Genomic DNA, 22,658 nt, shown 5'->3' with positions numbered 1-22,658 from the left:
CAGCTTCGCACCAACCTCTGATTCTGGGCGCTTGACTCTGCTGGCGCGCCGTGGAACAAAATAGGAACATTCTGGATCATATTGTCATGCGTATTGGACCGGCACATCAGCTTGCGCGGGGCGGGGAAACTTGCGCCGCCGCCATTCCGTTTCGTCAGCGCGAGGATTTGACGCCGCTGATTGACGCGCTGCGTGCGCATATCGCGCGGCTTGAGCAATCTGCGGCGCAGTTCGAGCGGCGGCGGACGAAGGCGCCCCCCTGGGGGCTTGGCCTTCCCGAACTTGACCGGCATTTGCCTGCGCAAGGGCTGCTGCGGGCAGGGCTTCATGACGTGTCGCCCCGTAGCTATGGCGACCAGCCGGCCGCGATGGGCTTTGCGCTGGCCCTCGCCTTGTGCCGCCTCACGGATGAAGGCGAGCGCCGCCCGCTGTTGTGGTGCAGGCTTGCCGCCCATGAGCGCGAATATGGCAGGCTCTATGGCCACGGGCTGGAGCGGCTGGGGCTGCCCCGCCACCGTTTCGTGACGATCAGCCTCAAGAAGCCCGCAAGCCTCCTCTGGACCATGGAGGAGGCCCTGAAATCAGGCGCGGTGGCGGCCGTTCTGGGCGATGCCGATGCCGCCCACGCGGACCTCACCGTCACGCGCCGCCTGTCGCTTGCGGCGGCGGCGGGAAAGGCGGCGGCGATCCTCACCTTCGCCAGGCCGGACCAGGCGGCCACGGCCAGCCACACGCGCTGGACGGCCGCCGCCACGGCCTCCCGCAGCCCGCCCCATGATGCAATGGCGGTGGGGCCGCCCTGCTGGAGCATCGAACTCACCCGCGCACGGGGCGGCCGCCCCGGCGCCTGGATTTTGGAATGGCATCATGCGCAGTCTCGTTTCTCTCTGGTTCCCGGATTTTCCCGTCGAGCGATTCATCCGGGCACGGATCAAAACGGGGCGGAAGCCGCCACCCAAGGGCCTGCCCTTCGCGCTGGTTGAAAAGGGCAAGACCGGCCTTCGCCTCATCGCGGTCAATGCTGCGGCGCGCCAGTTCGGCCTCATGCGCGGCATGCGGCTGGCGGATGCGCGCGCCCAATTGCCGGAGCTTCTGACCGAGCAGCATGAGCCCGAGGAGGACATGACCAGCCTCCTCGGCCTCTGCCGCTGGATGGAGCGCTACAGCCCCTGGGTGGCGCCTGACCAGCCGGACGGCATTCTGCTGGATGTGACGGGCGTTCCCCATCTCTTCGGCGGCGAACAGCGCATGATGGCGGAGATGAAGACCAGGCTCGACCAATATGGCTTCAGTGTGCGGGTGGGGCAGGGGGCCACCATCGGCGCGGCCTGGGCGCTCGCCCGCTATGAGGCGAAGGAGTTGCAGGCCCTGCCGGTGGAGGCACTGCGCATCGATGGCCCGGCGGTGAAGACGCTGCGGCGGCTGGGGTTGAAGACGGTGGGCTCGCTCCTCGCCATTCCGCGCGCCTCGCTCGCCCGCCGCTTCCGGGGCGAAAGCATCGGCGAGAATGTGCTGCTCAGGCTCGATGAGATGATGGGCCTGCGGGAGGAGCCGCTGAACCCTCTGAACCCGCCCACCTCCTTCATGGCGCACCGCGCGCTGATGGAGCCCGTCATTCATGCGGAGGGGCTGGAAATCGTTCTGGGCGGGCTCGTCAATGTGTTGTGCCGGGATCTCGAGGAGGCCGGCAAGGGCGCGCTGCGGCTGATCCTCAAGCTGTTCCGCACCGATGGCTCGCGCGCCAACCTGCCGGCGGGCTTCTCGACCCCCACCCATGACGCGCGCCACATGCTGCGCGTGCTGAAGCCCAAGCTCGAAACGGTCGATGCAGGCTTCGGCATCGATGCGATGACGCTGGAGGCGCGCGAGACGGCGGGGGCCATCGTCCAGCAGCATGGCTTCCTCGAGGATGACAGCACGCTGGCGCTCGAGCAGCTGAATGACCGCGTGCTGAACCGCCATGAGACCCAGTTCCTGGCGCTGGAGGATGTCGAAAGCCACATCCCCGAGCGCGCCGAAGCGGCACGCCCCTCGGCCCGGGCCCCGCTGCCCAGGGCGTCCCGCCCCGCCCCCGCGGTGCGCCCGCTTCTGATCTTCGAGGCGCCGGAGCCTGCGAAGGTGGTGGCCTCCGTGCCCGATGGCCCGCCCATGCGCTTGACCTGGCGGCGCGTGACGCGGCGTGTGGTCAAGGCGCAGGGGCCCGAACGCGTGGCGCCCGAATGGTGGCGCCTCGTGGGCGGCGAGCGCCCGCGCGATTATTACGTGATCGAGGATGAGCAGGGCCGGCGCTACTGGCTTTACCGCGAAGGGCTTTATGGCGAGCCCGGCGAAGACCAGCCCAAGTGGTACGTACACGGATTATCCGCATGAGCAAGATCGCCTATGCCGAGCTTCAGTGCACCAGCAATTTCTCCTTCCTGCGGGGCGCTTCCCACCCGGAAGAGATTGCGATGCAGGCGAAGCATTTAGGGATCGCGGCGCTTGCGGTCACGGACCGCAACACGCTGGCGGGCGTCGTTCGCGCCCATGCGGCGGCAAAGGATGCGGAAATCCCCTTCATCGTCGGCGCCAGGCTTGATCTGGTGGAGGGGCTTTCGCTTCTCGCCTATCCCACCGGCCGCGCCGCCTATGGCGCCCTCTGCCGCCTGTTGAGCCTCGGCCAAAGGCGGGCCGAAAAGGGCCAGTGCCTGATCACGCTGGAGGATGTTTATGCCCATGCCCAGGGCATGATCTTCGCACTGCTCTCTGAAGGCGTGGAGCAGCTGCCGGTAATTCGCCAGCGCCTCAAGGCGCCGCTCTATCTGGCCGTCAGCCATCATTACCGCGGTGATGACAAGGAGCGGATCAACCGCCTGGCGGAGCTGGCGCAGCGGCACCAGACGGGGCTTCTCGCCACCAATGACGTGCTCTACCACCACCCCTCGCGCCGCGTGCTGCAGGATGTGGTGAGCGCCATCCGCGAGGGCACCCCCATGGCCGAGGCAGGCTATCTGCTCGAAGCCAATGCCGAGCGGCATTTGAAGACGCCGGAGGAAATGGCGCGCCTGTTCCGGGATCACAGCCAGGCGCTCACCAACACGCTGGCCATCGCCAAGGCCTGCCGCTTCTCGCTTGAAGAACTCAAATATGAGTATCCGGAAGAGCCGATCCCGCAAGGCTCAACCCCGCAGGCGCATCTGGCGCATCTTGCCTGGGAAGGCGCGAAGGAGCGCTATCCGCAAGGCATTCCCAATAAGGTGAAGGAGAATATCGCAAAGGAGCTGACCCTGATCGAGAAGCTCAACTACGCGCCCTATTTTCTCACCGTGCATGACATCGTGCAGTTCGCCCGCAGCCAGGATCCTCCGATCCTCTGTCAGGGGCGGGGGTCGGCCGCCAATTCAACCGTATGCTATGTCATCGGTATCACGGCGGTCGACCCCAACCAGATCGAGCTCCTGTTCGAACGCTTCATCTCGGAGGAGCGCAAGGAGCCGCCCGACATCGACGTCGACTTCGAGCATGAGCGGCGCGAGCAGGTGATCCAGTATATCTATGCCCGCTACGGCCGGGAGCGCGCCGGCCTTGCCGCCACGGTCATCACCTATCGCGGCCGCTCCGCCATGCGCGAGGTGGGCAAGGTCATGGGCCTGTCGGAGGATGTGACGGCAACGCTCTCCGGCATCGTCTGGGGCCAGATGCGCGAGGAGATGCACAATGGCCGCTTGGCAGAAGCTGGGCTTGACCCCGATGATCCGCTGCTCGCGAAGGTGATCGAGCTGGCGGACGAGCTGCAGGGCTTCCCGCGCCATCTCTCCCAGCATGTGGGCGGCTTCATCCTCACCAAGGGCAGGCTCGATGAAACCGTGCCCATCGGCAATGGCGCGATGGAAGACCGCACCTTCATCGAATGGGACAAGGACGACATCGATACGCTTGGCATCCTCAAGATCGATGTGCTGGCACTCGGCATGCTCACCTGCATCCAGAAGAGCTTCGAAATGATGGAAGGCTGGTATGGCCTCAAACATTCCCTCGCCACCCTGCCGCAGGGTGACGAGGCCGTCTATGACATGCTGTGCAAGGCAGATTCGGTGGGCGTCTTCCAGGTCGAAAGCCGCGCGCAGATGAACATGCTGCCGCGCCTGAAGCCCCGCTGCTTCTATGATCTCGTCATCGAAGTGGCGATCGTCCGCCCCGGCCCCATCCAGGGTGACATGGTGCACCCTTACTTGCGGCGGCGTGACGGGCTGGAGCCTGAGGATTATCCCGCACCCAATCCCGCCTTCGGCGATGCCAATGAGCTGCGCGATGTGCTGGGCCGCACCAAGGGCGTGCCGCTGTTCCAGGAACAGGCGATGAAGCTTGCCATGGTGGCGGCCGAATTCACCGCGGGCGAATTGAACGAACTGCGCAAGGCCATGGCCACCTTCAGGCGGCGCGGCACCATCGGCAGGCTCGAGCAGAAGATGGTGAGCCGCATGGTGGAGCGCGGCTATGATGCAGCCTTTGCCGCGCGCTGCTTCAACCAGATCAAGGGCTTTGGCGAATATGGCTTTCCCGAAAGCCATGCCGCCAGCTTCGCGCATCTGGTCTATGTCTCCTCCTGGCTCAAATGCCATTACCCGGAGGTCTTTGCCGCAGCCCTCCTCAATTCGCAGCCCATGGGATTTTATGCCCCGGCCCAGATCGTGCGCGACGCGCGCGAACATGGCGTGGAGGTGAAGCCCGTGGACGTGAGCTTCTCGCGCTGGGATTCGGTGCTCGAAACACCCGAACGGGGTGAACGCGCGGCCGTCAGGCTGGGCCTGCGCGAGGTGGATGGCCTCAAGGCGGAAGATGCAGCTCTGCTGCTGCAATACCGGTCCCAGAAGAAGCCGCTTTCGATTGCCAATCTCCACGCCTTCGGGGTTCCGGTGGGGGGCCTCGAAAAGCTCGCTGCCGCCGATTGCTTCCGCTCCCTCAGGCTCGACCGGCGCGCGGCCTTGTGGGAGGTGAAGGCACTGGCCAAGACGAAGGCCCTGCCGCTCTTTGCCTTCGCGGACACGCGCGAGCAGGGGGAGGAGCCGGAGGTTTTGCTTCCCGCCATGCCGCTCTCCGAACATGTGGTGAATGATTATCAGACGCTGAAACTGTCGCTCAAGGCGCACCCCATGCAGTTCCTCCGTCGCCTGTGCCTGGAGCGCAAGGTGACGGACAATACCCAGCTGAAGCGCTTGCGGAACGGTGCTGCCGTCACGGTCGCGGGCGTGGTGCTGGTGCGCCAGCGCCCGGGCTCCGCCAAGGGCGTCGTCTTCCTGACGCTGGAAGATGAATTCTCCGTCTGCAACGCGGTGATCTGGCCGCAGGTTCTGGAAACCCACCGCGCCGTGGTCATGGGCGCCCGCCTCATGCTCATCAAGGGACGGGTGCAGAAGACGGGCGAGATCATCCATGTGGTGGCGAGCACCATCGAGGACCACTCAGACTGGCTGGCGCTGTTGACGGAAGATGGCAGCCTGCTCAGAAACCCGCTGGCACGCGCCGATGAGGTGAAACGGCCGGGGCCGGACGTTCACCCGCCGGCCGCAAGGCACCCGCGCCAGGTGCGGGTGATCCCCAAGAGCCGGGATTTTCATTAAGGGGCGCCACCTCCCGCTTGAAGCCTTCAGTTCAACTGCCAGATCGTCAGATTGAGAAAGGCCGCGAAACTCACCCAGGCAAGATAGGGCACGAACAGCCAGCCGGCGATGGTGTGCCGCTTGAAGAAGGCGAGCATGGTGAGCAAAACGGCGGCCCACAGGAACACCACTTCCACCAGCGCCATTCCCGGCGAGCGCGCGCCGAAGAAGATGAGGGACCAGGCCACATTCAAGGCCAGCTGCACGAAAAACAGCGTGAGCGCCGGGCCCACGCGATCCTTCGTCCGCCACACAAGCCATGCGGCGACTGCCATCATGATGTAGAGAAGCGTCCACACCGGGCCGAACAACCAGCTAGGCGGGTTCCAGCTTGGCTTGGCGAGGGTACTATACCAGCTGCCGACAGAATCGGCCGTGACGAGCCCGCCAAAAATGCCGGCGGCATTACATAACAGAATAAAGCCCGCCAGCACGAGCCAGTCTTTGCGCGTCACAGAAGCCATGTCGCTCACATCATTGCGTTGGAGGTGCCCAACGAGCCCAGGAACAGAATCGTTCCCAGAAAGGCGATAGCGAGGCCGCCCCCCAGCCGCAAGCCGATCCCCAGCCAGTCCATCAGCCGGGAATTGCCCCGCACCACGCGCGCCGCAATCCGCTTTGCATAAACGGCGATGGCGGCAATGGCCGAAACCGTGATGAAGGTGCCGAGCGCCATGGCGAAGGTGGAGGCCACACCTGCCCAGAAAAGCCCCAGCCCATTGGCGAAAACCAGAACCAGAATGGCGCCGGTGCAGGGGCGGATGCCGACGGCGAAGGCCAGCGAAAAGGCCTTGGCGAGCGACCATTCGCCAGACACGTCCTTTGCGGCCGGGAGATGCGCGTGGCCGCAGCCGCAATCGGGCCCGTGCAGATGGTCCGCCGCCACAGCCTCCCGCCGCATGGGCTCGAAGCCGGCGAAATCGCCGAGGGCCACGGATTGGTGCGTGGTCATTCCGGCAATCGCGGGGCGGGTGGCCGCAACGGCCCGGCGCGCGGCGAAAAGACCCATCGCCGTCCAGATCAGGTAAACACCAAGCAGCGCGATGAGGCCGTAGCTGGCGCTTTCGAGCACCCCCGCCACATTGCGCGCGGTGGAGCCCACACTCGCCACCACGAAGAACAGAACGCTCACCAGGACGATCGCCGTCAGCGCCTGGATGATGGCGCTGAGGAAGGAGATCAGCACGCCGCGCTTCAACTCGCTTTCCGTGGCCAGCAGCCAGGTTGAAATCACCGCCTTGCCATGGCCCGGCCCCGCCGCATGGAAAATCCCATAGGCAAAGCTCAGCAGCATCAGCGTCCAGCCCGCCGCGAGTGCGGACTGGCCCTTCATGGCGCGCAGCGTGGCGGACAGCCTGCTGTAGAAATTCTGCTGCTTGTCGCGCGCCCACAGAACCGGGTCTTCAAAGAACGGCACTTCCTCGACCGTGCCGTCCTTGTTGCGCGGCTGCACGAGGAGCTTGCGGCGGTCGATCTTCACAGGCGGTGCCGCTTGCGTGGCGGCGGGCTCGTTCGATGTCTGGGCGAAGGAAGGCGGCGGCGCGGCAAGGCACAACATGAAAAGGGCCATCAGGCCCAGAAGTGCGCGTCTCACGCCTTGCATTGGATCGTCACCGGCTGGGCGAAGAGGCCGCCAAAATCCTCGTCATTCTCGGGCTTCCACTCCTTGCCCTTGCTGGCCAGCATGGTGCGAGTCTGTTCCAGTTCGGCATCCGTCGGCACCGGCTTCACCACCAGCTTGCAGCTCTTCGGCATGGTGCCGATCACGCTCACTGGCTCATCCTTCACGTAGTCGAAGGCGATGAAGAAATCCGGGTCATAGACCTTCAGCACGAATTCGCCCTTGGTGGGGTCAAGCGGTGTTTTGAGCGGCACCTGCAAGTGCAGCTGCAGCTTGTTGTTGGAATAGATTTGGCCCGCTTCCGTCACCAGCCCCACGGGCTGCCGCCGCCCATCGAAGCGCACATAGGTGAAATAATCATAGTCCTTGAGCGAATCGAGATTCTCCTTGGTGAGAGGCTCCAATTCGGAAGGGTCGTAAACGCCGTCCTTGTTCACATCGAGACCTTCCATGGCCATTTCGGCATAGGCATCATCGAAGGTCCACATCAGGTTCACGGCGGAGACCAGGCCCTGATCGTTGAAAACGATGTCGGAGCGCATATCGATCCACACATGCGGATGCGCGGCGGCAGGTATGGCTCCTGCCGCCAGCGCAATGGCGAAGATAGGAAGCGCCGTCCAGCGCCGGATCACGTGTCGCATGGCGCGAGGAATGATCGGGCAATGCGGCAAAAAAGTGAAGCGGCCGCTCAGCCCGAAAGGCAGGCTTTGAGATTGCCGGCCAGATTGCTGAGAAGTTGCGAATAGGCGTCAGGCCCCGGCGTCAGATTGGCGCCCACGGGGTCAAGCACGCCTTCCCGCGCGCCCGTGCCTTCGATGACGGTCAGAACCGTCTTGTCGTCGAATTGCGGCTCGCGGAAAACGCAAGCCGCCTTCACGCTGGCGATCTTGTCCCGCACCTCCGCCAGCCGTTCGGCAGAGGGTGCGCGCGCGGAAACGTCCGAGATCGAGCCCGCACCCGACAGGCCGAAGCGCCGTTCGAAATATTGATAGGCATCATGAAAGACCACGAAGGGCTTGTCCTTCACCGGCGCCAGTTCGGCGGCAATCCTGGCTGATGTCTCATCCACCTGCCGTGAAAACGCCGCCGCATTGGCCTGGTAGGTAGCGGCATTGGCAGGGTCGGCGGCGGAGAGGTCCTTTGCCGCTTCCTGCGCCATGGCCTTGGCATTTTCAGGGTCGAGCCAGACATGGGGATCGAAGGTCAGAACGCCTTCCGCCGCATGCTCATCTCCGTCGCCATCATCATCGTCATCGTCGTCATGATGGTGGGCATCCCAGGCGCCGCCCTGGCGGATAGGCAGGGTCTTGACGCCCGGTGCCCCCGAAAGCTCCACGAACTGCTTGCCGTTGACCGTTTCGGATCCGCTGATCTGCGCAAGCTTCGCCTCCAGCCCGTGGCCCACGATGAAGACGAGGTCCGCCTGGCCAAGTTCGGCGATCTGGGCGGGCGTGAACACCGCCCGGTGCTCGGACATGCTGCCCTTGAGAAGAAGCGTGGGCGTGCCCGTCTCCCCCATCACCGCGGCCACGATCGAATGGACCGGCACCACCGTTGTCACCACCTTTGGGGCAGCCAAAGCCGAACTGGCAGAGAGCAGGGCAGCGCAGAAAGGCAGAACACGTCTTATCATGGGAGTCTCCACTATGTAATGTTATAATATAACGTATCGGACCTGAGGAAGTCCGTCAAGCAGGATTGAGGCCTCACCTGCGGCTCCGGGGTGAATTGCGAAACCTTCGGCAACCTGTCAGAGGAAATCGTCATGAGCCTCGATGTGTCCGTGGGCGCCGCACTTGTTGCGGGCGCCATCAGTTTTCTGAGCCCCTGCGTGCTGCCGCTGGTGCCGCCTTACCTGTGCTTCATCACCGGCACGTCGCTTGAGGAGCTGGTGGACCATAAGGCACGCCCGCAGGAAGAGCGGCGGCGGACTTTGCTGGCGGCGCTGTGCTTCGTAATGGGGTTTTCGACCGTATTCGTGGCGCTGGGGGCCAGCGCCTCCTGGCTCGGCAGCATGCTGCGGACGGAGCTGGCGCGGCAGGTGACGCTCCTCGGATTTTCCTTCAACCCCGTAACCACGGTGGCCGGGCTCATCATCATCGTGATGGGGCTGCATTTTCTGGGCGTCTTCCGCATGTTCTGGATCTCGCGCGAAGTGCGCTACCAGCACCAGAAGCACCCCGGCGGATTCGTGGGGGCCTATCTCATCGGCCTCGCCTTTGCCTTCGGTTGGACGCCCTGCATCGGCCCGGTGCTGGGAACGATCCTGACGATTGCCGCCAGCGAGCAGGACGTGGCCAAGGGGGCGGGGCTGCTGGCGGTCTATTCCGCGGGCCTCGGCATTCCCTTCATGCTGGCGGCGGCCGGCGTTGGCACTTTCATGGGCTTCATGTCAGGCTTCCGCAAACACCTGGGAACGGTGGAGAAGATTGCGGGCGCACTTCTCGTGCTCTCCGGCCTGATGTTCATCACCGGCGGCGTGCAGGCCGTCTCCTACTGGCTGATCGAGCAATTCCCCTTCCTGCTCAACCTCGGCTGAGGAGAATGGGTGCGCCATGGGGCGTGGCCTTGGCCGCGCGGTCCCACTGATCGACCCTGGCGAGGCGTTCCGGCCTCGTCATCACGCCCTTCGCTTCCACGAGTTTTTCGAGCGCTGCAAGCCAGCTTTCATAATAGGGGCGGTGAGGCGCTGCTTTAAGCTCAGCCCCCAGCGTTTCCGCCCATTCGCCCCAGCCGAACACGCCCGCCTCGTTCAGCGCCACCGCCATGGCGAAGGCCTGTGCCTCCCACGGTTCAGCGAAGACGGGGCCATCGGCATCCTTGGGCAGGCGCTCGGAGTCAGCAAGCTTCAAGATAGGGCTCCCAAAGGTCGGCATGGATCAGATCGCGCGAGGGCCGGCCCCACACATCCGCGGCGCGGAAGCGCACGGTATAGAGGAACTGCGGGTCCTCGCCGCGGCGCTGTGCATTGGAATCAGGAAACACATGTGCCCCGTGGCATGAGATGACCTCCCCCTGCTGGCCGCGCAGGTAGCGCGGCAGGCGCGTATGATGCGCCGGGTTAAGCTGGCGGGTGCGCACGAGGCCCCCCGGCTTGAAGACCGGCTGACGCTCGACGGTGCGGACATAGCTGCCCGCGGCTGTGACCCCCGGCCACACTTCGCTGGCGGCCGTTGGCGCCACCGGCTTTCCAGGCGACGAAGACTGGCCGGAGGCGATCTCCTCCGCCGTCGCGAGGCCGTGGTTCGCCAGCAGGGTCTCGAGGCCGTGCAGCCAATGTTCGTAGTAGCTGGACTGAATGTAGTGGCCAGGGTGCATCGCCTCACAGGCTGCGCGGTCCTCATCGATCGACCAGCCGCCCACGTCACCTGCGGCTGACATCAGCGCGAAGGCGCGCGCCTCCCAGGGCGCATGGAAAACGGGTTCGTTCGCCTCCACCACCACCGGGCCAAAGCCCATCATGCCGCCACAGTCATGCGCGCCGTTCATGCGAGTGCCTCCAGATAGGGCTCCCAAAGGTCGATGCACACGGCATCCTTCGTGTCCTTCCCCCACAGCTCCCGCGCGGTGAAGCGCACGGTGTAGAGCCACTGCGGGTCTTCCCCCCGCCCATGGGCATTGGAATCAGGAAACACATGCGTTCCATGCACCGCCACGATCTCCCCCGCCTTGCCCCGCGCATAACGGGGAAGCCGCGTATGGCCCTGGGGGTTGATATTCCGTGTGCGGACCTTATCACCCGGTTGAAAGCCCTGTGGCCGGTTGCTGGGCCTGATGGAGGGGCCGCCGCTTGCGAGAATGCCGGGGATCATCTCCGCCTTCGCCACGCGTTTGACCGCGCCCGGCGCCACGGACATGCGGCCCTGCTCTTCCTCAATCGCGGTGATCAATCCCAGTTCGATCAGCTGCAGCACGATCGCATAATGGCGCATCTCATAATAGCTGGAGCGCCAGTATTGCAGCGCCGGCAGCCGCTCGCGCGCATGGCGGGCCTCATCGATGTTCCAGCGCCCGCCCATGCCCATGGCGAGCACCAGTGCGAAGGCGCGCGGCTCCCACGCCGCATGCCAGACGGGCTCATCTGCTTCGGGCTTCACCGGGCCGAAGCCCGTGAAGCCTCCCATGTCATGTGGCCCGTTCACTGGGGGGTCTTCGCAAAGCCGGTGCCGATCATCGAATCGCGCGTCACCAGTTCTGCGAGCTGCTCTTCGGTGAGGCCCTCCGTTCCCGCAGGGCGCTCAGGGATCACGAGGTAGCGGAGCTCTGCGGTTGAATCCCACACGCGCACGTCCTTGTCTTCGGCAAGCGCGATGCCGAATTCTTTCAGCACCTCGCGCGGCTCGATCACCACGCGGGAGCGGTAGGGCATGGATTTATACCAGACGGGCGGCAGGCCCAGCACGGGCCAGGGGTAACAGGAGCACAGCGTGCACACGACCATGTTGTGCGTCTCTGGCGTATTGAACAGCGCCACCATATGCTCGCCCTGCCGGCCCTCATAACCCACGGACGCGATGGCCGCCGTGGCATCGCGCTTCAGCCAATCGGCAAAGGCCTCATCCGTCCAGGCCTTCGCCACCACGCGGGCGCCGTTGCGGGGCCCGATCTTCGTTTCATAAGTCTCGATCAGCACATCGAGGGCCTTGGGGTCGATGTAACCCTTTTCAGTCAGCAGCGATTCGAGCGCTTTGACGCGCAATGCGATGGGGGAGAGTTCCGAACCCTCGTCCTCATCATGGTGGTGATGACCGTCATGTGCCATTTGTGTGCCTCAACGCTTCTGCGCTAATCATAGAACCAGGATTGCGGAAGAGGAAGCGGCATGGAGCGGCTGCAAGGCATCAGGGCCTGTGTGTTTGACGCATACGGCACGCTGTTTGACGTCCATGCCCCCATGCGCAAGCTGAGCGTGGAGATCGGCGAAAAGGCTGATGAGATTTCCAAGCTCTGGCGGCAGAAGCAGCTGGAATATAGCTGGCTCCGCAGCCTGACGGGCGTTCATGCGGATTTCTGGCATGTGACGGGTGACGCGCTGGATTACGCGCTGGCCCAGTACGGCGTGGAGGAGCCGGGCCTCAAAGACGAGATCATGTCGCTCTACCTGAAGCTCGAGGCCTATCCGGATGTTGTGGCAGCGCTGGAGGCCGTGAAATCCAAAGGGAAACTCACCGCCATCCTGTCAAACGGCAGCCCGGCCATGCTCGATTCGGCGGTGCGCCATGCGGGGCTCGAGAAGCTGTTCAACATGGTGCTCTCGGTTGAGGACGTCGGCATCTACAAGCCGAGCCGGCGCGTTTACCGCCATGCCATGCAGAAGCTGCAGATCCATGACGCGCCGTCGGTCTGCTTTGTTTCCGCCAACACCTGGGACGCGCAGGGTGCGGCCCAGTTCGGCTTCCAGTCCGTGCGGGTGGACCGCTTCGGCCTGAAGGATGACCGCATCCCCGGAAAGCCCGCCGCGCTGATCAAGGATCTGAGCGAACTGCCCGGGCTTGTGTGAGGGCGAAAGGGCGCTACCGCCGCGCTTCGATCGCGTCCCAGATCAGGCTCGCAATGTCCTCGCCGCCGAAGCGCTTTACTTCGCGGATGCCGGTAGGGGAGGTGACGTTGATCTCCGTCATATAGTCGCCGATCACATCGATCCCCACGAAGATCAGCCCGCGGGCTTTGAGGTCCGGCCCGATCGCGTCGCAGATCTCGTGCTCGCGCCTGGTCAGGGTGGAGGGCTCGGGCCTACCGCCCACATGCATGTTGGAGCGGTTTTCATTGACGGCCGGAACCCGGTTGATGGCGCCCACGGCCTTGCCATCGACGAGGATGATGCGCTTGTCGCCTTTCCGCACATCGGGCAAATATTTCTGCGCGATGAAGGGCTCGCGGAACGTCTGCGTGAAAAGCTCGAGGAGTGCCGAGAAATTCTGGTCGCTTTCCCCCAGCCGGAACACGCCGGCACCGCCATTGCCATAGAGCGGCTTCAGAATGATGTCGCCATGCTGGCGGCGGAAGGCAGCGAGTTCGACAGGGTCCCGCGTGATCAGCGTTTCCGGCATGAACTGCGGATAGTTGAGAACGAAGAGCTTCTCGGGCGCGTTGCGCACCTGTGCGGGATCATTCACCACCAATGTTTTCGGATGGATCGTCTCCAGCATGTGGGTGGCGGTGATGTAGCCCATGTCGAAGGGCGGGTCCTGGCGCATCAGCACCACGTCCAGGGCGCCCAAATCGGCGCGGCGTTCCTCGCCCAGGGTGAAGTGATTGGCCTTCTCGTCCCTCACCGTGACGTCATTCCCCGTGGCGAAAAGCGAGCCGCCGCCCAGCGCCAGCGTCTTGGTCTGATAATAGAAAAGGCTGTGGCCGCGCCGTTGCGCCTCCAGCATCATGGCGAAGGTCGAATCGCCTGAGATGTTGATGGACTGGATCGGGTCCATCTGCACCGCAACTTTCAACGCCATGTCACTGGTCTCCTTCGAATGCATTCACGATGTGCCGAGGCCACTGGTAGGGGCTCAGCGCGACGATGTCAAAACGGCAGGATTGCGTGGCAGCCAAACGGTCCTGCGCGAGAAAGTGGCGCGCCGCAGCTGAAATGCGCCGGGCCTGGCGGGGTGAGACGGATTCGACAGCGCCATCGAGATTGCGCCGCGCCTTCACCTCGATGAAGGCGGTGACATCGCCCTTGCGCATGACGAGGTCCACTTCACCGACGGGAGACTTGTAGCGTTCAGCCAGAAGCCGCCAGCCTTTGAGCCGCAAATACCAAAGGGCGATCCGTTCGGCGCTGCGGCCCGCCTGTTCCGATTTCCTGCGGTCACGCGCCATTGGCACCTTTGCGGGACAGGATGCGCTGGTAAATATCGGAGCGGTTGAGGCTGAAGCGCTTTGCAACATCAGACGCCGCCTTGCTGGCGGGCATGATGGCCAGCGCTTCGTCAATGGCGCGGTCGAGCTCAGCCTCCGAGACCGCCTCATCTTCGAGTGGCGCACCGATGAGCAGCGTGATCTCGCCCTTGACGCTGGGGCGTGCGCCGAGCAGGGCGGCGAGCTCTTCGGGGGCGCCCCGCAGCACCTCTTCATGGAGCTTGGTGAGCTCCCGCGTCACCGCAACGGGGCGGCCGGGAAGGGCCGTTGCGATGTCCTGCAATGTCTCGATGATGCGGTGCGGGCTTTCGAAGAAAATCAGCGTGGCCTTGAGCTTCCCCAGCTCATCGAACAGCCGCCGCCGCTCTCCCTGCTTCTGGGGCATGAAGCCTGCAAACAGGAAGCGGTCAGTGGGAAGGCCTGAGAGGGCAAGGCCCGTGAGCACGGCGGAAGGGCCGGGGCAGGCCGTCACCGGAATGCCGAGCTCCACCGCCTCCTTCACCAGCCGGTAGCCGGGGTCGGAGACGAGCGGCATGCCGGCGTCGCTGATCAAGGCCATGGTGGCGCCCTGGCGGAGCCGCTCCAGAATATGGGGCCTCGCCTTCTGCGCATTGTGCTCGTGATAGGGGGAGAGCTTCGTCTTGATGGCAAAACGCTCCATCAGCTTTCCCGACGTGCGCGTATCCTCGCACAGCACGGTCTCCGCCGCAGCAAGCGTGGCGAGGGCCCGGACGGTGATGTCACCCAGATTGCCGATGGGTGTGGCCACCACATAAAGGCCCGGCGCCAGCGTCTCCGCTTCATAGCGGTGGGCGCCGATGATGTAGGATGGGCGGGAGTCGGTCATCGCAGTTCTTCTCTTGCCGGCAAAGCGGGGCCCCAGCCTTCGCTGGGGTGACGCCATTCAATTGAGCGTAGTTTCAGACCGCCAGTTCCGCAATCACGGCATTGAGCAGCTTGCGGCCGTCTGCCGTGGCCATCAGGCGCTGGCCATGGCGTTTGATGAGTCCCATGGATTTCATGCCGGCGAGCTTCGAGGAGTCAATCTCGCGGCCCGCCAGGGCGGCATAGCGGTCAAGGTCGATCCCTTCGGCAATGCGCAGGCCCATCAGCAAATACTCACTGGCTTGGTCCGCCGGCGGAACGATTATGTCCGAGATGATGCCGTGGCCCTGGCTTGCCACCAGATCGCGCCACGTCTCGGGGTGTTTTTCGGCAATGAGCGCGCGGCGGTTTTTGCCATCCGCCAGCCTGCTGTGCGCGCCGGGGCCAACGCCCGCATATTCGCCGTATCGCCAATACAGGAGATTGTGCCGCGATTCCTGCCCGGGGGCGGCATGGTTCGAGACTTCGTAAGTCGAAAGCCCGGCCTTCTCTGTCAGCTCCTGGGTGAGGTCATAGAGATCGGCAGCACTGTCATCCGTGGGGGTGATAAGGGAGCCCCGTTCGGCAAGGTCGAAATAGGCCGTACCCGGCTCGATGGTGAGCTGATAGAGCGACATGTGCCCCTGCTGCTCGGTGAGCGCGCGGGAAAGCTCCTCGCGCCAGGCCGCAGCCGTCTGGTTGGGCCGCGCATAGATCATGTCGAAGGAGACGCGCGGAAAAATCTTCGCGGCCAGGCGGAAGGCGGCGAGGGCCTCATCGGCCGAATGCTGGCGGCCCAGCGCCTTCAGATCCGCCTCGTTCAGCGCCTGCACGCCGACGGACACCCGGTTGACCCCCGCCGCGCGATAGCCGCGGAAGTTTTCCGCCTCGATGGAGGTGGGATTGGCCTCGAGCGTTGTCTCCACTTGCGGTGAAACGGGCCACAGGCCGGCGATCGCATCCAGCACATGGGCCACGGCGTCTGGCGGCATCAGCGATGGTGTGCCGCCGCCAAAGAAGATGGAGGTGACGGTGCGACCCTGGGTCTGCGCCGCAAACCACTGGAGCTCGGAGGCCAGTGCGCGCGCAAAGGACAATGCGTCCACGCCACCGTGCCGCACATGGCTGTTGAAATCGCAGTAAGGGCATTTGGCCTTGCAGAAGGGCCAGTGCACGTAAATGCCAAACGCGTCAGAAGAGGTCACGGACGAGCTTTTCGAGAGCCTTCGCACGATGCGAAATGCGGTTCTTTTCGTCAGGCGCAAGCTCCGCGAAGCTGCGCGTCTCGCCCGCTGGCACGAACATCGGGTCATAGCCATGGCCCAGCGCGCCGCGTGGCGGCCAGGCGAGGCTGCCCTCGGCGCGGCCCTCATAGATGCGCTCCTCGCCATCAGGCCAGATGACGCACAGCGTGCAGGCGAAATAGGCACGCCGCTGTTCCGGCGTGGTGGCACCCTTGCCCTGAAGCTTCTCCTCGACCAGGCGCATGGCGCGGTTCCAGTCACGGTCGGGCCCTGCCCAGTCCGCGGTGTAGACGCCCGGCTCACCGTTCAGCGCTTCGACGCAAAGGCCTGAATCATCCGAAATGGTGATGAGGCCCGTGGCCTTCATGGCGGCCAGCGCCTTGATGCGGGCGTTGCCGGCAAAGGTGTTTTCGGTTTCGACCGGTTCCGGCAGCCCCAGAGCACCGGCTGAGACGGCCTCGACGCCATAGGGTTCGAGGAGCGCAGCGAACTCCTCCAGCTTGCCCTTGTTGTGGGTGGCGATCACGATTTTCCGGTTGGCGAGGGAGCGTGTGGGCTTCAAGCCCCACAGCGTGCCATCGGAGAATTCGAGCGAATTCCCCGCCGGATCCCGGAAATAGACCGAGCGCCCGCCCGCCGGCCAGTCGAGCAGCCTTTCGATGGCCACGCCCTTCCCCTCGAGATGGGCCTGCCAGGCTTCGAGATCGCCCTCTGCACAGCGGAAGCAGACATGGCCTGGCCCCACCGGCCCATGAGGGGGCGGACCGTCTTCCGTCTTCTGGGTGGCGGTCAGCTCCGGGTTGAAGACAAGCAGCATCTGATCCGCCATGCGGAAGAACACGAATTTCCCCGGCAGCTCGCTGTGAACCTCAAGCCCGATCACGCCTTCATAGAAGCCGCGCATGGCTTCAATGTCACGGCCGTAGAGGACGGTCTCGAGAACCCGGGTTGCGCGCATCAGGCAATCGCCGCCTTCTGCTTGGCCACCAATTCGCCAATGCCCTTTTTGGCCAGCGCCAGCAATTCACCCAGCGTTGCCTCGGAAAAGGGCTCGCCCTCCGCCGTTCCCTGGATCTCGACGATGCCGCCTGATCCGGTCATGACGAAATTGGCGTCCGTCCCGGCGGAGGAATCCTCCGGGTAATCGAGGTCCAGAACCGGCAGATTGTCATGAATGCCGCAGGAAATGGCGGCAACATGGTCCTTGAGCGGCCACTGCTTGAACATGGAGCGCTGCTCCATCCATTTGAGGCAATCGAAAAGCGCAACCCAGGAGCCGGTGATGGCCGCGGTGCGCGTTCCGCCATCGGCCTGCAGCACGTCACAGTCGAGCGTGATCTGGCGTTCACCCAAGGCGGGCAAGTCCACCACGGCGCGCAGGCTGCGGCCAACGAGGCGCTGGATTTCCTGCGTCCGGCCGGACTGCTTGCCGGCACTTGCTTCCCGCCTGGTGCGGTCATGCGTGGCGCGCGGCAGCATGCCGTATTCGGCTGTCACCCAGCCCTTGCCCCCGCCCTTCAGCCACGGCGGCACCCGCTCCTCGAGGGAGGCGGTGCACAGCACATGCGTATCCCCGAAGCGGACGAGGCAGGAGCCTTCCGCATGCCGGGTGAAGCCGCGCTCGAAGCTGACGGCACGCAATTCGTCGGGTTTCCGTCCCGATGGACGCATAATGGTTGTTCCTTGTCCTGAAAACCGGGCTTGTAGCGCCTTTGATTGACCTTGGCCACGTTGATTCCTACATTGGCGTTATGAGCATGATCCCGCCCAAGCCGACGTCTGAAGAACGGCTCACCGGCATTGCCGGGCTTGACCAGCGCTCGCGCGATATATTCCGCCGCCTTGTCGACACCTATCTGGCCACGGGTGAGCCCGTGGGCTCGCGCACCATCGCGCGCATCCTGCCGCAGAACCTGTCTCCGGCATCGGTGCGCAATGTGATGATGGATCTCGAGGATTCAGGCCTCATCTTCTCGCCCCACACCAGTGCGGGCCGGATTCCGACCGAACAGGGCCTGCGCTTCTTCGTTGACGCCGTGATGGAGGTGGGCGCGATGTCCACCGACGAGCGCGCCCGCATCGATGCGCAGGTGGCGGCCTCCAACCGCCAGCGCCGGGTGGAAGACATGCTGGGTGAGGCGACGACGCTGCTTTCGGGCCTCTCGCATTGCGCCGGCGTCATCCTGGCGCCCAAGATGAATTCGCGCCTGAAGCACATCGAGTTCGTAAATTTGGGGCCTGGCCGGGCGCTGGTCATTCTGGTGGGCGAAGACGGCAGCGTCGAGAACCGGGTGATCGAGGTGCCGCGTGGACTGCCGCCGTCCACCTTCGCGCAGGCCTCCAACTATCTGTCCACCCGCTTCCAGGGCAAGACCATCGACGAGGTGCAGCGCTTCGTGCGTGACGAGATGGAAAGCCTCAGGCGCGAGCTGGACGAGGTGTCCGTCCGCGTCGTCGAATCCGGCATCGGCCAGTGGTCGGGCGAGGGGGACCTTGACGACAAGACGCTGATCGTCCGCGGCCAGGCCAATCTGATCGAGAATGGCACAGCGGCGGCCGATCTCGAGCGCATCCGCAGGCTGTTCGAAGATATCGAGAACAAAAAGGAGCTGGTGCAGCTTCTGGGTGCGGCCGAGCAGGGCGAAGGTGTGCGCATCTTCATCGGCTCCGAAAACCGGCTGTTTTCCCTCTCGGGCAGTTCCATCATCGTCACACCCTTCCGCAACGCGGAGGAGAAGATAGTGGGCGTCATGGGCATCATCGGCCCGACGCGGATGAATTATGCCCGGATCATCCCGATGGTGGATTACACCGCCAAGGCCATCGGCCGCCTCCTCACTTGATTTTTCCGGTACTCCGGCCGATATGGCTGCCATCCCGTAAATTGAAGGACAGTCCCTCCGTCATGGCTGACGACACCAAATCCCCAGAGCAGACCAACGGTGCCCAGCAGGGTGCCCCCGAAGCCGCTCCGCAGGACACGCCCGAAGCCGCCGAGATCGACGCGCGCGATCTCGAACTTGTGCAGCTGAAGGAGGAAACCGCGGCGCTGAAGGACCGGCTGCTCCGCACCGCAGCGGACATGGACAATCTCCGGAAGCGCGCCGAGCGCGAGAAGGCGGAGGCAACCCTTTACGCCGCCACCAATTTCGCCCGTGACCTGTTGAGCGTGTCCGACAACATGCAGCGGGCACTGGCGGCCCTTCCTGCCGAATCGCGCGAGAAGGCGGATGAGGCCACGAAGAACCTCCTCGCCGGCATCGAGATGACGGAGCGCGAGCTCCTCAAGGTCTTCAACCGCTACAACATCCGGAAAGTGGAAACGGTGGGCGCGAAATTCGATCCCAATTTCCACCAGGCGCTGTTCGAACTGCCCACAAAGGAATATCCGCCCGGCACCGTTGTTCAGGAAATGCAATCTGGCTTTGCGATCGGTGACCGTTGCCTGCGCCCGGCCATGGTGGGTGTTGCAAAGGCCGAGGGCTGATCCCCTCGGCGGGTGACGAAAGCAGCTGCCCGTGTTAGCCTGAAGCCTCACCCGCACAGGAGGCTTCCATGGCAACGCAAGGCACCATCCTCTGGTCTGAACTGATGACCAATGAGGTTCAGAAGGCGAAGGATTTCTACGGCAAGAGCCTGGGCGTGACCTTCGAGCAGATGCCGAGTCCGGGGCCCGAATACTGGCTGGCGATGATCGACGGTAAGCCCGCCTGGGGCATCATCGACATGACTCGGAAGCCCGGCGGGCCTTCGGGCTGGTTCACCTACATGTCGGTCGACGACGTCGACAGCCTGGTGGCCCAAGCGGAAGCCTCGGGCGCCAAGCTGTGCACGCCGATCTTCGACATTCCCACGGTGGGCCGCATCGCCGTTCTCGAAGATCCGACAGGCGCCATCATCGGCTGGATGAAGCCGGAGATGAATGAGTAAGACCAAGAATCTATTTCCCCCGTCACCCCAGCGACGCTCTAGCCCATCAGCTTCAGCGCCTTTTCCCCCGCAGCGATGCCGGAGAGGTGTGCGCCCTGCACCGTGGAATAATGCGGGATCGAGCAATGCTCCCCGGCGAGCACGATCCTGTCTCCCACCGGTTCGCTGAACAGCAGGCGTGACGCGGCGCGCCCCGGCTTCGCGTGGGAATAGCCGCCCCGCGTATAGGGGTCGGACGCCCAATGGGTGCGCAGCATCCTGACCACGCGTTTGCGGATGCTTGCGCCGAAAGCATCTTCCATCGCATCAAGCGCCAGCGCCATCACCTCGTCGTCGCGCGCTCTTTCGATGTTGAGGCCATTGGCGCCCGCCAAGTGGGAGACGAGCAGCGGCCGTCCGAACGGGTTCACATGCAGGTTGAAGGGCGCACGCTTGCCTGACAGGTCGATCACGTCACCATAGAGGTGGCCGAGGCCCTCGATTGGCCGGTCGAGCAGGATGGCGAGCTTTTCAGAAACCCCCATCGGGCAATCATGAAAGGCCTCGACCAACTGTGCCGGAAGGGCAGGTGTGAAGCGAATGGCCCCTGCGATCAGCACGTTGATGGGAACAGCGAGGATAATGCTGGAGGCCGTGACCACCCCACGCGGCGTCTCCAGCCTCACGCGGGGGCCTGACCAGTCGACATGGGTGACCGGTGTCCCAAGCGTTACCGCAAGGCCCTCGGCATTCCTCGCCACCAGCGCGCCATAGCCGGCCTCGACGGGGAAGTCGCCACCCTCTTCGACGTAGCGCGCATAGTCGAGGGTCGAGCAATTCTCGGCCTCATGCGAGGTGATCTGGCCGATGATGTTGCGGATCAGCGGGTTCCATCTGCTGGCCGGATCGAGACGGTCCGAGAACGGCACATCGAGCCCCGTCGCACCTGCCGCGCCGATCCGGTCCAGCGCGGCGACCACCTCATCCACCGCCTCCGCCTGCACCTCATCCGGCAGGGGGCCGCCGGGGCCAAAGCGGATGACGTCTGCCCAGCTGATCCGGCTGTTATAGGCAAAGCCCAGCCGGTCGGCGATTTTGGTGAAGGGGTTCTGGTCTGCCGCATGGAGCCAATGCGCCCCGCAATCGAAGGGGAGGCCCAACGTGGCGGTGTCGGTGAAGGCGCGGCCGCCGATCCGGTCACGCGCCTCCAGCACGATGACGCTCTTGCCGGAGCCTTGCAGCCTGAGGCCGGCCGCAAGCCCTGCGGCCCCGGCGCCGATCACCGCAATATCATAGTCATTCATGGTATGGTGACCCGCCTGAGCGTGAGGTTGATGCGCCCGCCGTCTTTCAGCAGGGTGGAGGTGCCGGTCAGCACCCGGTCAATGCCGTGGTAGCACAGGCGGGATTGGCCGCCCATCACCAGGACGTCGCCGGAGGCGAGCTTCAGCGTCTCCGTCTTGCCGCCACGCTCCGGCCCGCCCATCCGGAAGATCGCCGTGTCGCCTAAGGAGACTGACAGCACGGGGGCGGAAAAATCCTCCTCATCCCCATCCCGGTGGAGGCCCATCTTCGCGCCGCCGCCATAGAAATTGACGAGGCAGGCCTGGGGATCATGCGGATAGCCCGAAACTCCGCGCCAGATGCTGATGAGCTGCTCCGGAATGGGCGGAAAGGGCCGGCCGGTCACGGGGTGGGTGGCCTGGTAGCGGTATCCCGCCCGGTCCGACACCCAGCCCAGGGGACCGAGATTGGTCATCCGCACGGTGAAGGGCCTGGCCGTCCGCGGCATCACGGGGGTGACGAGCGGAGCCTCCGCCACCGCCTCCCGCAGGGTTTCCACCAGCTGGCGCTGTGCCTCCAGCGCAAGAAAGCCTGGAAAATATCGAAGTCCCGGTGTCATCGGCCACCTTTTGTCATCGCCGCTCTTGTACCGGCAAGCCGTTTTTCGCCATAGTCGGGCGTTGGCCTGGAGACCCGGAGGTGCTGCCCATGAAATCCTGCAAGCTGGTGCAAGCGGGCGAAAGCTATGACGGAAAGCAGGGGCTTTCCTATTTTGCCGGAATTTCTGCGGAATCGGCGGGTTCAGAGAAGCTCTGCATGCACATCGTCACCATTCCGCCTGGTGCTTCCGCCCGGCCGCACTACCATGCGGACCATGAATCCGCGATTTTCGTGCTGGAGGGCTATTCCGAAATGCGCCATGGGCCCAATCTGGAACATGTGATGGCGGTCAAAGCCGGGGATTTCTGTTATATACCAGCTGGCGTGCCCCATCAGCCCTATAACCCGACGGACAAGCCGGTGCGCGCCGTAATCGCCCGGACAGACCCCAATGAGCAGGAAAGCGTGGTGCTTCTCGATTGACCTACGTCAAAATGCTTGGGCAGAGTGCTTGATAGGCCAAAACACGCTGCCTATATAGCCCTCGGACACTGGACCACCCGCCCGAATCGGGAGGCCCGGAACATTTCTTAATTCAGGAGGCGGACTCCTCGAGCCAAAAGGGGTCTGGGAAGT

General features: G+C 64.1%; 25 protein-coding genes. 9 read left to right on the top strand and 16 right to left on the bottom strand.

The genetic code is table 11. The annotated features are described in order from the left end of the window. Positions 1-86: 86 nt before the first annotated feature. From ACO06F_RS07930 to ACO06F_RS07920, 3 genes are read left to right on the top strand one after another with little or no spacing between them, the layout of a single operon-like run. Complete coding sequence (locus ACO06F_RS07930) at positions 87-983, top strand: ImuA family protein (RefSeq protein ID WP_421696148.1); 897 nt, start codon at positions 87-89, stop codon at positions 981-983. After that, complete coding sequence (locus ACO06F_RS07925) at positions 868-2,370, top strand: Y-family DNA polymerase (RefSeq protein ID WP_421696147.1); 1,503 nt, start codon at positions 868-870, stop codon at positions 2,368-2,370. The genes ACO06F_RS07930 and ACO06F_RS07925 overlap by 116 nt, the downstream gene beginning before the upstream one ends. Continuing rightward, on the top strand, positions 2,367-5,600 hold the full coding sequence (locus ACO06F_RS07920; RefSeq protein WP_421696146.1) for an error-prone DNA polymerase: 3,234 nt from the start codon (positions 2,367-2,369) through the stop codon (positions 5,598-5,600). The genes ACO06F_RS07925 and ACO06F_RS07920 overlap by 4 nt, the downstream gene beginning before the upstream one ends. Positions 5,601-5,626: 26 nt before the next feature. On the opposite strand, the gene ACO06F_RS07915 is transcribed toward ACO06F_RS07920, so the two are convergent. Genes ACO06F_RS07915 through ACO06F_RS07900 form a run of 4 tightly spaced genes read right to left on the bottom strand, consistent with a single transcriptional unit; the run spans position 5,627 to position 8,896 of the window. Then, positions 5,627-6,103, bottom strand: coding sequence for a TspO/MBR family protein (locus ACO06F_RS07915; protein ID WP_421696145.1), 477 nt, complete (start codon positions 6,101-6,103; stop codon positions 5,627-5,629). Between the two features lie 5 nt (positions 6,104-6,108). Next, the gene (locus tag ACO06F_RS07910) at positions 6,109-7,242 is read right to left on the bottom strand and encodes a nickel/cobalt transporter (RefSeq protein WP_421696144.1); all 1,134 of its coding nucleotides are present in this window, start codon (positions 7,240-7,242) and stop codon (positions 6,109-6,111) included. After that, the gene (locus ACO06F_RS07905) at positions 7,230-7,904 is read right to left on the bottom strand and encodes a DUF1007 family protein (RefSeq protein WP_421696143.1); all 675 of its coding nucleotides are present in this window, start codon (positions 7,902-7,904) and stop codon (positions 7,230-7,232) included. Before ACO06F_RS07905 ends, ACO06F_RS07910 begins: the two co-directional genes overlap by 13 nt. A 47-nt stretch (positions 7,905-7,951) precedes the next feature. After that, positions 7,952-8,896: a zinc ABC transporter substrate-binding protein gene (locus tag ACO06F_RS07900; protein ID WP_421696142.1), complete on the bottom strand. Its 945-nt coding sequence runs from the start codon at positions 8,894-8,896 to the stop codon at positions 7,952-7,954. A gap of 132 nt (positions 8,897-9,028) precedes the next feature. On the opposite strand from ACO06F_RS07900, the gene ACO06F_RS07895 reads away from it, so the two are divergent. Then, the gene (locus ACO06F_RS07895; protein WP_421696141.1) at positions 9,029-9,802 is read left to right on the top strand and encodes a cytochrome c biogenesis CcdA family protein; all 774 of its coding nucleotides are present in this window, start codon (positions 9,029-9,031) and stop codon (positions 9,800-9,802) included. Here the strand turns inward: ACO06F_RS07895 and ACO06F_RS07890 are convergent. From ACO06F_RS07890 to nthA, 4 genes are read right to left on the bottom strand one after another with little or no spacing between them, the layout of a single operon-like run. After that, entirely contained in the window at positions 9,789-10,115 is a 327-nt protein-coding gene (locus ACO06F_RS07890; RefSeq protein WP_421696140.1) for a nitrile hydratase accessory protein, read from the bottom strand. The two genes, ACO06F_RS07895 and ACO06F_RS07890, sit on opposite strands and share 14 nt — an antisense overlap. Continuing rightward, positions 10,102-10,752 (bottom strand): nitrile hydratase subunit beta, encoded by a 651-nt coding sequence (nthB, locus tag ACO06F_RS07885; RefSeq protein WP_421696139.1) that lies wholly within the window; start codon positions 10,750-10,752, stop codon positions 10,102-10,104. The genes ACO06F_RS07890 and nthB (ACO06F_RS07885) overlap by 14 nt, the downstream gene beginning before the upstream one ends. Continuing rightward, positions 10,749-11,405 carry a nitrile hydratase subunit beta gene (gene nthB, locus ACO06F_RS07880; protein WP_421696138.1) on the bottom strand — a complete coding sequence of 219 codons (657 nt, stop codon included), beginning with the start codon at positions 11,403-11,405 and terminating at the stop codon, positions 10,749-10,751. Before nthB (ACO06F_RS07880) ends, nthB (ACO06F_RS07885) begins: the two co-directional genes overlap by 4 nt. After that, positions 11,402-12,025, bottom strand: coding sequence for a nitrile hydratase subunit alpha (gene nthA, locus ACO06F_RS07875; RefSeq protein WP_421696137.1), 624 nt, complete (start codon positions 12,023-12,025; stop codon positions 11,402-11,404). The genes nthB (ACO06F_RS07880) and nthA overlap by 4 nt, the downstream gene beginning before the upstream one ends. Positions 12,026-12,085: 60 nt before the next feature. Here nthA and ACO06F_RS07870 point away from each other — a divergent pair, with 60 nt between their 5' ends. Further along, the gene (locus tag ACO06F_RS07870; RefSeq protein ID WP_421696136.1) at positions 12,086-12,763 is read left to right on the top strand and encodes a haloacid dehalogenase type II; all 678 of its coding nucleotides are present in this window, start codon (positions 12,086-12,088) and stop codon (positions 12,761-12,763) included. A 13-nt stretch (positions 12,764-12,776) separates the two neighbouring features. Here ACO06F_RS07870 and gshB read toward each other — a convergent pair whose 3' ends face one another. From gshB to rph, 6 genes are all read right to left on the bottom strand, one after another. Continuing rightward, on the bottom strand, positions 12,777-13,715 hold the full coding sequence (gshB, locus tag ACO06F_RS07865; protein WP_421696135.1) for a glutathione synthase: 939 nt from the start codon (positions 13,713-13,715) through the stop codon (positions 12,777-12,779). A 1-nt stretch (position 13,716) separates the two neighbouring features. Further along, positions 13,717-14,082, bottom strand: coding sequence for a YraN family protein (locus tag ACO06F_RS07860; protein ID WP_421696134.1), 366 nt, complete (start codon positions 14,080-14,082; stop codon positions 13,717-13,719). Next, positions 14,072-14,968, bottom strand: coding sequence for a 16S rRNA (cytidine(1402)-2'-O)-methyltransferase (rsmI, locus tag ACO06F_RS07855; protein WP_421696133.1), 897 nt, complete (start codon positions 14,966-14,968; stop codon positions 14,072-14,074). Before rsmI ends, ACO06F_RS07860 begins: the two co-directional genes overlap by 11 nt. Before the next feature lie 73 nt (positions 14,969-15,041). Then, positions 15,042-16,190: a radical SAM family heme chaperone HemW gene (hemW, locus tag ACO06F_RS07850; protein WP_421696132.1), complete on the bottom strand. Its 1,149-nt coding sequence runs from the start codon at positions 16,188-16,190 to the stop codon at positions 15,042-15,044. Then, entirely contained in the window at positions 16,177-17,187 is a 1,011-nt protein-coding gene (gene rdgB, locus ACO06F_RS07845) for an RdgB/HAM1 family non-canonical purine NTP pyrophosphatase (RefSeq protein WP_421696131.1), read from the bottom strand. The genes hemW and rdgB overlap by 14 nt, the downstream gene beginning before the upstream one ends. Beyond that, positions 17,187-17,900 (bottom strand): ribonuclease PH, encoded by a 714-nt coding sequence (rph, locus tag ACO06F_RS07840; protein WP_421696130.1) that lies wholly within the window; start codon positions 17,898-17,900, stop codon positions 17,187-17,189. The genes rdgB and rph overlap by 1 nt, the downstream gene beginning before the upstream one ends. Positions 17,901-17,986: 86 nt before the next feature. On the opposite strand from rph, the gene hrcA reads away from it, so the two are divergent. From hrcA to ACO06F_RS07825, 3 genes are all read left to right on the top strand, one after another. Beyond that, on the top strand, positions 17,987-19,072 hold the full coding sequence (gene hrcA / locus ACO06F_RS07835) for a heat-inducible transcriptional repressor HrcA (protein ID WP_421696129.1): 1,086 nt from the start codon (positions 17,987-17,989) through the stop codon (positions 19,070-19,072). Between the two features lie 62 nt (positions 19,073-19,134). Beyond that, a complete protein-coding gene (gene grpE, locus ACO06F_RS07830; protein ID WP_421696128.1) occupies positions 19,135-19,716 on the top strand; it encodes a nucleotide exchange factor GrpE in 582 nt (193 codons plus the stop codon). 68 nt (positions 19,717-19,784) lie between these two features. Continuing rightward, positions 19,785-20,159 (top strand): VOC family protein, encoded by a 375-nt coding sequence (locus ACO06F_RS07825; protein ID WP_421696127.1) that lies wholly within the window; start codon positions 19,785-19,787, stop codon positions 20,157-20,159. 38 nt (positions 20,160-20,197) lie between these two features. On the opposite strand, the gene ACO06F_RS07820 is transcribed toward ACO06F_RS07825, so the two are convergent. Both ACO06F_RS07820 and ACO06F_RS07815 read right to left on the bottom strand, forming a co-directional pair. Continuing rightward, positions 20,198-21,442, bottom strand: coding sequence for a flavin monoamine oxidase family protein (locus tag ACO06F_RS07820; RefSeq protein ID WP_421696126.1), 1,245 nt, complete (start codon positions 21,440-21,442; stop codon positions 20,198-20,200). Continuing rightward, positions 21,439-22,041 carry an alpha-ketoglutarate-dependent dioxygenase AlkB family protein gene (locus ACO06F_RS07815; RefSeq protein WP_421696125.1) on the bottom strand — a complete coding sequence of 201 codons (603 nt, stop codon included), beginning with the start codon at positions 22,039-22,041 and terminating at the stop codon, positions 21,439-21,441. Before ACO06F_RS07815 ends, ACO06F_RS07820 begins: the two co-directional genes overlap by 4 nt. Before the next feature lie 89 nt (positions 22,042-22,130). Here ACO06F_RS07815 and ACO06F_RS07810 point away from each other — a divergent pair, with 89 nt between their 5' ends. Then, the gene (locus ACO06F_RS07810) at positions 22,131-22,505 is read left to right on the top strand and encodes a cupin domain-containing protein (RefSeq protein WP_421696124.1); all 375 of its coding nucleotides are present in this window, start codon (positions 22,131-22,133) and stop codon (positions 22,503-22,505) included. The last annotated feature ends 153 nt before the right edge of the window (positions 22,506-22,658 follow it).

It is taken from the genome of Aestuariivirga sp., from assembly GCF_965227715.1.
Classification (GTDB): Bacteria; Pseudomonadota; Alphaproteobacteria; order Rhizobiales; family Aestuariivirgaceae; genus Aestuariivirga.
Note: the sequence above shows the minus strand (reverse complement) of the source record. Positions and strands in the feature narration are given on the sequence as shown.

Bases quoted from the DNA above. Each gene is read 5' to 3' on its own strand.
- ACO06F_RS07905 (WP_421696143.1), bottom strand. From the start codon at position 7,904: ATGCGACACGTGATCCGGCGCTGGACGGCGCTTCCTATCTTCGCCATT.
- gshB (WP_421696135.1), bottom strand. From the start codon at position 13,715: ATGGCGTTGAAAGTTGCGGTGCAGATGGACCCGATCCAGTCCATCAAC.
- nthB (WP_421696139.1), bottom strand. From the start codon at position 10,752: ATGAACGGCGCGCATGACTGTGGCGGCATGATGGGCTTTGGCCCGGTG.
- ACO06F_RS07870 (WP_421696136.1), top strand. From the start codon at position 12,086: ATGGAGCGGCTGCAAGGCATCAGGGCCTGTGTGTTTGACGCATACGGC.
- ACO06F_RS07910 (WP_421696144.1), bottom strand. From the start codon at position 7,242: ATGCAAGGCGTGAGACGCGCACTTCTGGGCCTGATGGCCCTTTTCATG.
- ACO06F_RS07815 (WP_421696125.1), bottom strand. From the start codon at position 22,041: ATGACACCGGGACTTCGATATTTTCCAGGCTTTCTTGCGCTGGAGGCA.
- ACO06F_RS07900 (WP_421696142.1), bottom strand. From the start codon at position 8,896: ATGATAAGACGTGTTCTGCCTTTCTGCGCTGCCCTGCTCTCTGCCAGT.
- grpE (WP_421696128.1), top strand. From the start codon at position 19,135: ATGGCTGACGACACCAAATCCCCAGAGCAGACCAACGGTGCCCAGCAG.
- rsmI (WP_421696133.1), bottom strand. From the start codon at position 14,968: ATGACCGACTCCCGCCCATCCTACATCATCGGCGCCCACCGCTATGAA.
- rph (WP_421696130.1), bottom strand. From the start codon at position 17,900: ATGCGTCCATCGGGACGGAAACCCGACGAATTGCGTGCCGTCAGCTTC.
- nthA (WP_421696137.1), bottom strand. From the start codon at position 12,025: ATGGCACATGACGGTCATCACCACCATGATGAGGACGAGGGTTCGGAA.
- ACO06F_RS07895 (WP_421696141.1), top strand. From the start codon at position 9,029: ATGAGCCTCGATGTGTCCGTGGGCGCCGCACTTGTTGCGGGCGCCATC.
- ACO06F_RS07930 (WP_421696148.1), top strand. From the start codon at position 87: ATGCGTATTGGACCGGCACATCAGCTTGCGCGGGGCGGGGAAACTTGC.
- ACO06F_RS07820 (WP_421696126.1), bottom strand. From the start codon at position 21,442: ATGAATGACTATGATATTGCGGTGATCGGCGCCGGGGCCGCAGGGCTT.
- ACO06F_RS07825 (WP_421696127.1), top strand. From the start codon at position 19,785: ATGGCAACGCAAGGCACCATCCTCTGGTCTGAACTGATGACCAATGAG.
- ACO06F_RS07920 (WP_421696146.1), top strand. From the start codon at position 2,367: ATGAGCAAGATCGCCTATGCCGAGCTTCAGTGCACCAGCAATTTCTCC.
- rdgB (WP_421696131.1), bottom strand. From the start codon at position 17,187: ATGCGCGCAACCCGGGTTCTCGAGACCGTCCTCTACGGCCGTGACATT.
- ACO06F_RS07925 (WP_421696147.1), top strand. From the start codon at position 868: ATGCGCAGTCTCGTTTCTCTCTGGTTCCCGGATTTTCCCGTCGAGCGA.
- ACO06F_RS07810 (WP_421696124.1), top strand. From the start codon at position 22,131: ATGAAATCCTGCAAGCTGGTGCAAGCGGGCGAAAGCTATGACGGAAAG.
- ACO06F_RS07860 (WP_421696134.1), bottom strand. From the start codon at position 14,082: ATGGCGCGTGACCGCAGGAAATCGGAACAGGCGGGCCGCAGCGCCGAA.
- hrcA (WP_421696129.1), top strand. From the start codon at position 17,987: ATGATCCCGCCCAAGCCGACGTCTGAAGAACGGCTCACCGGCATTGCC.
- ACO06F_RS07915 (WP_421696145.1), bottom strand. From the start codon at position 6,103: ATGGCTTCTGTGACGCGCAAAGACTGGCTCGTGCTGGCGGGCTTTATT.